The organism is Verrucosispora sp. ts21, from assembly GCF_002879555.1.
Taxonomy (GTDB): Bacteria; Actinomycetota; Actinomycetes; order Mycobacteriales; family Micromonosporaceae; genus Micromonospora; species Micromonospora gifhornensis.
Map to the genome: position 1 here is coordinate 144,525 of NZ_PNOZ01000005.1, position 8,434 is coordinate 152,958.

Genomic DNA, 8,434 nt, shown 5'->3' on the forward strand with positions numbered 1-8,434 from the left:
GGTGGCGGATCGGGCGCTGGTCAGTGTGGTGGCCGGCGGTTGCTGGGTGACTGGGAGGAGAGCAACGCGTCCAGGGCGTCGAGGGTCCACGACCAGGATTTCTCGCTGTCGGGGACGCTGTGGCTGAACGCGCCGCCGAGGTCCAGGCTGGCGAAGCCGTGGAACACGCTGCCGAGCAGGCGTACCGCGTGGGTCTGCTCGGGCTCGCCCAGGTGGTAGCCGCGCAGGACCGCGCGGGCCAGCTGGGAGTGTCGGGGGCCGGCGCTGGCCGCCGCCGTCGCCGAGTCGAGTCGCAGTTGGCTGGCGGCGTACCGGCCGGGGTGTTCGCGGGCGTAGTCGCGGTAGACGTTGCCGAGCGCGACCAGGGCGTCCTTGCCGGCCCGGCCGGCCACGGCCTCGGCGGCCCGGTCGGCCAGCTCGTTCAGCGCGAACAGCGCGATGCGTACCTTCAGGTCCTGGGTGCTGCGGATGTGCGCGTACAGGCTGGCCACCTTGACGCCGCAGCGCTGCGCCAGCGCGGAGGCGGTGACCCGGTCGAAGCCGACCTCGTCGGCCAGCTCCGCACCTTCGGCCGCCAGGCGCTGCGGGGTCAGTCCCAGCCGTGCCATGTTCCCTCCAGGGTCCGTGTGTCATGACACTCTTAATGACTTTGCCTAAAGTCTTTAGGAAAAATACCATGGCGTTATGGAAGCACTGACCGAGTCAGAGATCCGTGCCGCTTTCGTCAACTGCAGCAAGGGGGAGGCCAAGCGCTTGTTCGTGCCGCGCGACCTGGCCACCCGGCCCTGGGCCGACCTGGATTACCTGGGCTGGCGTGATCCGAAGGCGGAGGACCGCGCCTACCTGGTCACCGAGCAGGCCGGCCGCCCCACGGCGCTGGTCCTGCGCAGTCCGAGCGCGGCGGCGGGGCGAGGCAGCCGCAACATGTGCTCGATCTGCCTGACCTCCCCGGAGGCCGGGGTCAGCCTGCTCGTCGCCCCCAGGGCCGGTCGCGCCGGCCGGGACGGCAGTTCGGTGGGCACCTACCTGTGCAGCGACCTGTCCTGCTCGCTCTACCTGCGCGGCAAGAAGGACGCCGGGGCCGGCGCGCGGCTGCACGAGACGATCAGCCTGGACGAGAAAATTGCCCGCACCACCACCAATTTGGCAGGCTTCATAGCGAAGGTGATGGCCTGACCGGTTCGTCATCACCGGCTAGCTGGAAGGATGCGATTTTGCTCAGCACCACCCGCCGTACCCGTGCCGGTGTGCTCGCCGCCGTAGTAACGGCTGCGCTGCTCACCGGTTGCTCGACCGACACCCCGGCCGCACCCTCCTCACCGGACGCCCCGTCGGCCACCCCGCCGGGCACCCCGTCGGCCGCGCCGGTCGCCGTCGACTTCGGTCCACTGGAGCAGGAGTTCGACGCCCGCCTCGGCGTGTACGCGGTGGACACCGGCACCGGCCGCACGATCGAGCACCGGGCCGACGAGCGTTTCGCGTACGCCTCGACGTTCAAGGCCCTGGCCGCCGCCGCGGTGCTGAAGGCGACCACCGCCGAGGAGTTGGACCAGGTCGTCCGCTACTCCCGCGACGACCTGGTCACCTACTCGCCGATCACCGAGCAGCACGTGGCGACCGGCATGACGCTGCGCGCGATCGCCGACGCGGCGGTGCGCTACAGCGACAACACCGCCGGCAACCTGCTCTTCGACCGCCTCGGCGGTCCGGCCGGCTTCAAGCAGGCACTGCGCGACATCGGCGACGACGTCACCGAGCCGGCGCGGATCGAGACGGCGCTCAACGAGGGCACCCCGGGCGACGTCCGCGACACCAGCACGCCCCGGGCGCTGGCCACCTCGCTGCGGGCGTACGCGGTCGACGACGCGCTCACCACCGAGGACCGGGACATGCTTGTCGACTGGCTCAAGCGCAACACCACCGGGGACAAGGTGATCCGGGCCGGCACGCCCGACGGCTGGGTGGTCGGCGACAAGACCGGCTCCGGTGGCTACGGCACCCGCAACGACATCGCGGTGATCTGGCCGCCGGACCGGGCGCCCATCGTGCTGGCCGTGCTCTCCAGCCGGGACGCCGAGGACGCCGGCACGGACGACGCCCTCCTCGCCCGTGCCGCCGAACTCAGCTTGAACGCCCTGCGCTGAGGCGCGGATCAGGGCGCGGCGGGGCCGGTCAGGTCGAAGTGCGCGGTGACCGGCGAGTTGCGCACCCGTAGGGTCCGGGCATCGTCGATGCCGGCGGCGTTCGGATACCAGCGGCTCGGCGTGTACGCGCAGTCGCAGCGCAGCAGCACCCGTTGCCCGGGCAGCAGCCGCAGCTGGTAACTCTCGGCGGCATCGGCCACACCCACCACGTCGCCGGTGCGCGCGTGGAAGGCGACGACCTGTGAGTAGAACGGCATCTCGGCGGTGGTGATCGTGCCGCTGACCACTGTGCCGGCGGTGAGGGCCGTATCGGCGGTGACGGTGCCGCCGGCGGGTACCCGCACCGTGGCGGCCCGCAGCCGGTCGGCGGTCGCCCCGGACCACTGGCTGGCCAGCCCGTAACCGCTGAAGTACAACGGCCAACGGTACGGCCCGAGACCGGTCATCGTGTAGCGGCCGTCGTCGTCGGTGAGCACGCCCTGACTGCCGTACTTGGGGTGCTGGATCTCCGGCAGCAGCAGTACGGCGGCAGCGGACACCGGGTTGCCGTCTGCGACCCGGGTCACTCGGCCGGTCACCGTGCCGGGCGGGTCGAGGCGTACCCGGGGTGCGGTGACGACCCGGCCCGGTCGTACGTGGACCATCGCCGCCCGCTCCCGCTGACCCGTGCCACCGTGCGGGCCGACCCACTGCGCGCCGTACCGGACGCTGTCGTAGGGGCGGACCAGCAGGTGGTAACGGCCGGGTGCCACGTCGGTGGCCACCACTGGGCCACCGTCGAGGTCGGTGCAGCCGCCGTACCGGCCCTGCTGTACCTCGCCCAGGCCCACGACGGTGAGCGGGTCACGGTCGGCGGGAACCAGGTTGAGGCAGGCCCGCACGGCGGCGCCGGTGACAGCGTCCCGCACGACGGCACGCACCTCGCCGGTGCTGACCGTGCCGGGTTTCCCGGCGCTGGCAGGTTGGCTGGCGGGGACGGCGGTGGCCGGTTGGCTGGCGGGGGCGGCGGTGGCGGGTTGGCTGGCGGCAGCGGGCAGCGGATGGCCGAGCCCGATGAGGAGTGCGAGGGCGGTGAACGCGACGGCCGGACGTGGCAGCGACATCGGCGGATCCTCTCGACCCGGCGGAGGGAAACGCACTCACCGTAATCGTTATATCCGCGCCGTTACGAACAGTGTCAGGAGTCGGTCAGGGGATCGGCCACTCGTGCACCGGACGGTTGCTGTGCATCAGCTCCACATAGTGCCGGACCACCTCGCGCAACGCCGTCGGCCGGTCGAGCTGGTCGGCCGACTCCAGCCGGTGCAGCGTGGCGATCTGCCAGGTCGCGCCGTTGCGTCCGGTCAGGCACCGTTGCTCGATGATGCCCAGCAGGCGGTCCCGTTCGTCCGGATCCAGACCCCACCGGTCCAGGCCGTACTGCGCCAGCGGCAACAGCCGCCGCAGCACCAGCTCGGTGACGGGCAGGTAGCCCAGGCCCGGCCAGAAGATGTGCGCGTCGATGCCGTGCCGGGCGCAGGTGTTGAAGTTCTCCTCGGCGGCGCTGAACGACATCTGCGACCACAGTGGCCGATCGGCCTCGGCCAGCGCCCGAACCAGTCCGAAGTAGAACGCCCCGTTGGCGACCGTGTCCAGCACGGTCGGCCCGGCAGGCAGCACCCGATTCTCCACCCGCAGGTGCGGGCGACCCCGGGACACGTCGTAGACCGGCCGGTTCCACCGGTAGACGGTGCCGTTGTGCAGCCGCAACTCGGCAAGCGTCGGTACGCCACCGCTGGCGAGGGTCTCCGACGGGTCCTCCGCATCGCAGACCGGCAGCAGCGCCGGGAAGTAGCGCACGTTCTCCTCGAACAGGTCGAACACCGAGGTGATCCACCGTTCACCGAACCACACCCGAGGGCGTACGCCCTGGGTCTTGATCTCCTCGGCGCGGGTGTCGGTGGCCTGCTGGAACAGCGGGATGCGGGTCTCGCGCCACAACTCCCGACCGAAGAACAGCGGCGAGTTGGCGCCGAGTGCCACCTGAACCCCGGCGATGGCCTGGGCCGCGTTCCAGTAGTCGGCGAACTGGCTCGGCCCGACCTGGACGTGGAACTGGGTGCTGGTGCAGGCCGCCTCCGGCGTGATGGTGTCGGCGGTGACCGCCAACCGCTCCACCCCGTTGATGGCGATCCGCAGGTCCTCACCACGGGCCGCGAAGATCTGCTCGTTGAGCAGTGCGTACCGGGGGTTCGCCGACAGGGTGGCCGCGGTCAGATGCTCGGGCAGCACGGTCGGCAGGATGCCGATCATCACCAGGTGCGCGCCGACCGTACGGGCCCGTTGGTCGGCAGCGTTGAGGGTGGCCCGCAGGTGTTCCTCGAACTCGACCGTGCCGGTGCCGTTCAGCCGGCGGGGCGTCACGTTGATCTCGATGTTGAACTGGCCCAACTCGGTCTGGAAGCTCGGATCGGCGATGGCCCGCAGCACGTTGGCGTTGCGCATCGCCGGCATCGAGTCGTCGTCGACCAGGTTCAGCTCGATCTCCAACCCGGTCATCGGTCGTTCGAGCTCGAAGCGGGACTCGCGCAGCATCTCGGCGAAGACGTCGAGGCAACGGCGCACCTTGTCCCGGTAGCGAGCCCGATCCTGGCGGCTGAACGTCTGTACGCCGACTTCCTCGCCCATGGTCACCACCTTGTCACCACTGGTACCCCCAACGTCGCATGTCCATGCACTCTGTGAAAAGTCCTGACGTCCGGTTACCCACCATCCGGTAGGCGGTGACCGGCGTCGCCTCTGCGCACGGCAGCATGAGCCGCCCCCGCCGCCGGCACTACCATGGCCGTCGTGCGTGACAAGGTGACCCGGTTGTTCGTGGTGGCGGCGATCGCTGAGGCGATCTCCTGGGCCGGCCTGCTCGCCGGCATGGCGGTCAAGTACGGCCCGCCCGGCAACGAACTGGGGGTGCAGATCTTCGGCCCGCTCCACGGCGCGCTCTTCGTGATCTACGGGGCGCTGGTGCTCGCGGTGGCCCGGGTACGCCGGTGGAGCCTGCTGGCCGCCGTCGTGGCGCTGGCCTGCGCGGTGCCGCCGTTCGCCACCATCGCCTTCGAGCGCTGGGCCCGCCGGCGCGGCATGCTGGACACCACCGAGCCGGTCCGCGAGCCTGCCCCGGTCGGCTGACCCTGCCCCGGTCGGCTGACCCTGCCCCGGTCGGCTGCCCGGCCTCCTTCGGCGGCAGCGAGGGCTCAGGTGAGAGCGGTGCAGGCGGCCAACCCGGTCAGCAGCAGCGCGCCCAGCACGGCCTGCAACAGCAGTGGCGGCCCGAGATGCGACCACATGGTGGCGGTACGCGGACGCAGCAGCTGACCGGTGGTCAGGTTGACGATCCGCTCGATCTTCGGCGGCAGGTCGGGGTCGCCCTGGTCGCGCAGCGTCAACTGGACCAGGTCGGCCGGATGCAGCGCGCTCTGCGGCAGGTGCCCGTGCAGCTCGACCTCGTACAGCCGGCCGTCGTCGTCGCGCAGCCGGATCGGGGTGACCAGGTACTCCGGGCCCTTTTTTAGCTCCTTGAACTTGCGTCGGCCGGTGCCCGAACCGGCGGAGAGCGCGGCGCGCACCAGCTTGGCGAGCAGGCCGACCACCCCCGCCGCGGCCAGCACCATCACCAGCACCGGCTGGCCCACCCGTACCTCCCGGGGATAGCCGTCCATCAGGCGGGCGACCCGGGCTGTGAGGATGCGGCCGGTGGGGTGGAGGCTGCGCCGGGAATACGATGTCACGTCCATTTCCACCACCCTGAGTCCGCATCCGTGCACAGATCGTATCGATCCTCCGGGTTGAACGGCGTGAATGAAATCCGGTCACGCGATGACAGGCAGGTGACAAGCCGGGTGAGGCGGGTAAGCGCAGGGCCGAGCTGGAAAGGGGTCGAGCATGCAGCTGTCCTTCCTGCGCCCGCTCTACGACCGTCCCGGGCCGTGGTGCTCGGTCTATCTGGACGCATCCCTGGACACGGAGGATGCACACGCGGCGCTCGATCTGCGCTGGCGCGACCTGCAACGGCGACTGGCCGAGCAGGGTGCCGACGAGCCGACCGTCGCCGCGATCGACCGGGTGATCCGGGGTCACGACCCGATGCCCGGCGACTACGGGCTGGCCGTCTTCGGCACCCGGGGCCGGGTGGTGCTCTCCGAGTACCTGGCCGCCCCGCCGCGCCGTGACCTGGCCGCGTACGCCCCGCTGCCGCACGTGATGCCGTTGCTGGCCCAGCGCGGCGAGCAGGTGGCCTGGGTACGGGTCGTGGCCGACCGCACCGGTGCCGACGCGATGTCGGTAAGCGCCGGTGGCGTACCGCGTCGGGCCCACGTCGTCGGCCGGGAGAGTCACCAGTTGTGTCGGGTCCAGCCCGGCGGCTGGTCGCAGTCGCGCTACCAGCGGGCGGCGATGGAGGCGTGGCACCACAACGCCGGTGACGTCACCGCAGCGACAGTGGAACTGGCCGAACGGGTCGGTGCCGAGGTGGTCGTGGTGGCCGGCGACGTCCGCGCCACCGGCATGATCGCGGCACAGATGCCGGAGCGATGGCAGGACATGGTGGTGCGTACCGACGCCGGCTCGCGAGCCGGTGGCGCGGACCAGACCCTGCTGGACGACCTCACCGTGCAGACCATCGCCGAGGTCGCCGACCAGCGGATCAACGCGGCGCTGGACCGCTTCGGCATGCAGGAGGACGTCGGGGCCGGACTCGATGCCGTGGTGGCCGCGCTGCAACGCAACCAGGTCGACACCATGCTGATCGTGGACGACCCGTCCGCCGACGGCGAGCTGTGGATCGGCCCCGCCGCCACCGACATCGCCACCGCGCCGGGTCAGCTACCCGGCGTCGGCGACCCCGAGCGGGTACGCGCCGACGCGGCGCTGGTGCGCGCCCTGGTCGGCACCGACGCCGAGCTGACCGTGCTCGGCCCGGACGAGGCCCCGCAGTTGACCGACGGGGTCGGCGCGGTGCTGCGGTACGTCGACCCGTCCACGCCGGGACGGGGCGGTGCCTGACCCGCGTCTGGCGGAGACGGCGGTGCCCGATCCGTACCTAACGGAGACGGCGGTGCCCGTCCCGTACCTGGCGGAGACGGACGTGCCCGACCCGTACCTGGCGGAGACGGTTGTCGAGCGGCTCGCGGCCTGGCGGGTGCCACGGGTCTTCGGCGTCGCGGGGGAGCCGGTCGCCACGCTGGTCGAGGCGTTGCACTCGGCCGGCGGGGAACCGGAGTTCGTGTCCGTACGCCACGGTGAGACCGCGGCGTCCATGGCGATCGGGCACGCCCGGCTCACCGGCGGGATCGGCGTCTGCCTGAGCCCCGCCGGCCCGGCCGCGTTCGGCCTGCTGGCCGGCCTCGACGCCGCCCGGCGGGCCACGCTGCCCGTACTGGCGATCATCGGGGCGGTGGACGAGGGCGATGGGGTCGGTGGGGTCTACCAGACGTTCGCCGGGCTGTGCCGGCAGGTGTGGCACGTCGATGACCTGCGGCGTGCTCCGGCCCTGGTGGACGCGGCGGTTCGCGCGGCGCTGGCCGGGCCCGGCCCGGCCTGCCTGCTGCTCCCCGGCAAGTCGGGTCGGCCCCCGGCTCGCACGCAGGTCAGTGTCGAAAGCGCTGTCATCGATCCGGGCCGACCGTCGGCGGTTCCGCAGGTCGGTGCCGGGATGCTCTTCGTCGACTCGGTCGGACCGTCGGCCGTTCCGGACGTTGACACTGCGTCTGACGTCACGGAGCCGCGGCGACCGTCCGTCGTTGCGGGGGTCGACATTGGGTCGGTCGTCGTCGAGCTTTCCGCCCGTGTACCGCCGGAGGCCGCCGTGACGATCGATGGTGATTGCGGCCTCAGCCGCCATGCGTGTCGCCTGCCACCCGGCATCGCCGTACTGGCCTGTGACGCCCACGAGGTGGCGGGCGCCGCGCTGCCGTACGCCGTGGCCGTCAAACTGGCTGACCCGCGGCGGCCGGTGCTCGCACTGCTCACCGACGACGGCATGCGGTCACACGGCCTGTCCGAGCTGGTCACCATCGCCCGGGACTGGCCGCACTGGCCCGATCCGCGGCTGGTGGTGCTGGTACTCAACACCCGGTCCGGCTACCCCGGACGGCAGGTGGCCGACGACGTGCCGTACTCGGGCTGGGCCCGACTGCTGGGCCTGCACGGCGTACGCGTCGACCGACCGGAGCTGGTCGGCGCAGCCTGCGACGAAGCCCTCGCCGCCAACCGCCCCTGCCTCCTCGACCTGGTCGTCACCCCCCACCCCCCTCCCT

9 protein-coding genes are annotated in these 8,434 nt (G+C 71.6%); 5 read left to right on the forward strand and 4 right to left on the reverse strand.

Annotated features, from left to right (window positions below; translation table 11 throughout):
• Window positions 1–20: 20 nt before the first annotated feature.
• A complete protein-coding gene (locus tag C1A38_RS03600; protein WP_102656385.1) occupies window positions 21–608 on the reverse strand; it encodes a TetR/AcrR family transcriptional regulator in 588 nt (195 codons plus the stop codon).
• A 76-nt stretch (window positions 609–684) separates the two neighbouring features.
• Here C1A38_RS03600 and C1A38_RS03605 point away from each other — a divergent pair, with 76 nt between their 5' ends.
• Window positions 685–1,176 (forward strand): FBP domain-containing protein, encoded by a 492-nt coding sequence (locus C1A38_RS03605; protein WP_102656386.1) that lies wholly within the window; start codon window positions 685–687, stop codon window positions 1,174–1,176.
• A gap of 35 nt (window positions 1,177–1,211) precedes the next feature.
• On the forward strand, window positions 1,212–2,144 hold the full coding sequence (bla, locus tag C1A38_RS03610) for a class A beta-lactamase (protein WP_502696913.1): 933 nt from the start codon (window positions 1,212–1,214) through the stop codon (window positions 2,142–2,144).
• 8 nt (window positions 2,145–2,152) lie between these two features.
• On the opposite strand, the gene C1A38_RS03615 is transcribed toward bla, so the two are convergent.
• Together C1A38_RS03615 and C1A38_RS03620 are read right to left on the reverse strand one after the other, a co-directional pair.
• A complete protein-coding gene (locus C1A38_RS03615) occupies window positions 2,153–3,247 on the reverse strand; it encodes a carboxypeptidase-like regulatory domain-containing protein (protein WP_102656388.1) in 1,095 nt (364 codons plus the stop codon).
• Between the two features lie 85 nt (window positions 3,248–3,332).
• Entirely contained in the window at window positions 3,333–4,811 is a 1,479-nt protein-coding gene (locus C1A38_RS03620) for a glutamate-cysteine ligase family protein (RefSeq protein ID WP_102656408.1), read from the reverse strand.
• A 153-nt stretch (window positions 4,812–4,964) separates the two neighbouring features.
• Here C1A38_RS03620 and C1A38_RS03625 point away from each other — a divergent pair, with 153 nt between their 5' ends.
• Entirely contained in the window at window positions 4,965–5,309 is a 345-nt protein-coding gene (locus tag C1A38_RS03625; RefSeq protein WP_102656389.1) for a DUF3817 domain-containing protein, read from the forward strand.
• Between the two features lie 65 nt (window positions 5,310–5,374).
• On the opposite strand, the gene C1A38_RS03630 is transcribed toward C1A38_RS03625, so the two are convergent.
• Window positions 5,375–5,914 carry a hypothetical protein gene (locus C1A38_RS03630; protein WP_102656390.1) on the reverse strand — a complete coding sequence of 180 codons (540 nt, stop codon included), beginning with the start codon at window positions 5,912–5,914 and terminating at the stop codon, window positions 5,375–5,377.
• A gap of 148 nt (window positions 5,915–6,062) precedes the next feature.
• Here C1A38_RS03630 and C1A38_RS03635 point away from each other — a divergent pair, with 148 nt between their 5' ends.
• Both C1A38_RS03635 and C1A38_RS03640 read left to right on the forward strand, forming a co-directional pair.
• Entirely contained in the window at window positions 6,063–7,181 is a 1,119-nt protein-coding gene (locus C1A38_RS03635; RefSeq protein ID WP_102656391.1) for a baeRF2 domain-containing protein, read from the forward strand.
• Window positions 7,174–8,434 (forward strand): thiamine pyrophosphate-binding protein (locus tag C1A38_RS03640; protein WP_233196590.1); only part of this gene is annotated, 1,261 nt, incomplete at its 3' end. The genes C1A38_RS03635 and C1A38_RS03640, both read left to right, overlap by 8 nt.

What these genes read in the sequence shown, in the direction of transcription:
- C1A38_RS03620 (WP_102656408.1), bottom strand. Translation starts at nt 4,811, where the DNA reads ATGGGCGAGGAAGTCGGCGTACAGACGTTCAGCCGCCAGGATCGGGCT.
- C1A38_RS03630 (WP_102656390.1), bottom strand. Translation starts at nt 5,914, where the DNA reads ATGGACGTGACATCGTATTCCCGGCGCAGCCTCCACCCCACCGGCCGC.
- C1A38_RS03625 (WP_102656389.1), top strand. Translation starts at nt 4,965, where the DNA reads ATGGCCGTCGTGCGTGACAAGGTGACCCGGTTGTTCGTGGTGGCGGCG.
- C1A38_RS03600 (WP_102656385.1), bottom strand. Translation starts at nt 608, where the DNA reads ATGGCACGGCTGGGACTGACCCCGCAGCGCCTGGCGGCCGAAGGTGCG.
- C1A38_RS03605 (WP_102656386.1), top strand. Translation starts at nt 685, where the DNA reads ATGGAAGCACTGACCGAGTCAGAGATCCGTGCCGCTTTCGTCAACTGC.
- C1A38_RS03615 (WP_102656388.1), bottom strand. Translation starts at nt 3,247, where the DNA reads ATGTCGCTGCCACGTCCGGCCGTCGCGTTCACCGCCCTCGCACTCCTC.
- C1A38_RS03635 (WP_102656391.1), top strand. Translation starts at nt 6,063, where the DNA reads ATGCAGCTGTCCTTCCTGCGCCCGCTCTACGACCGTCCCGGGCCGTGG.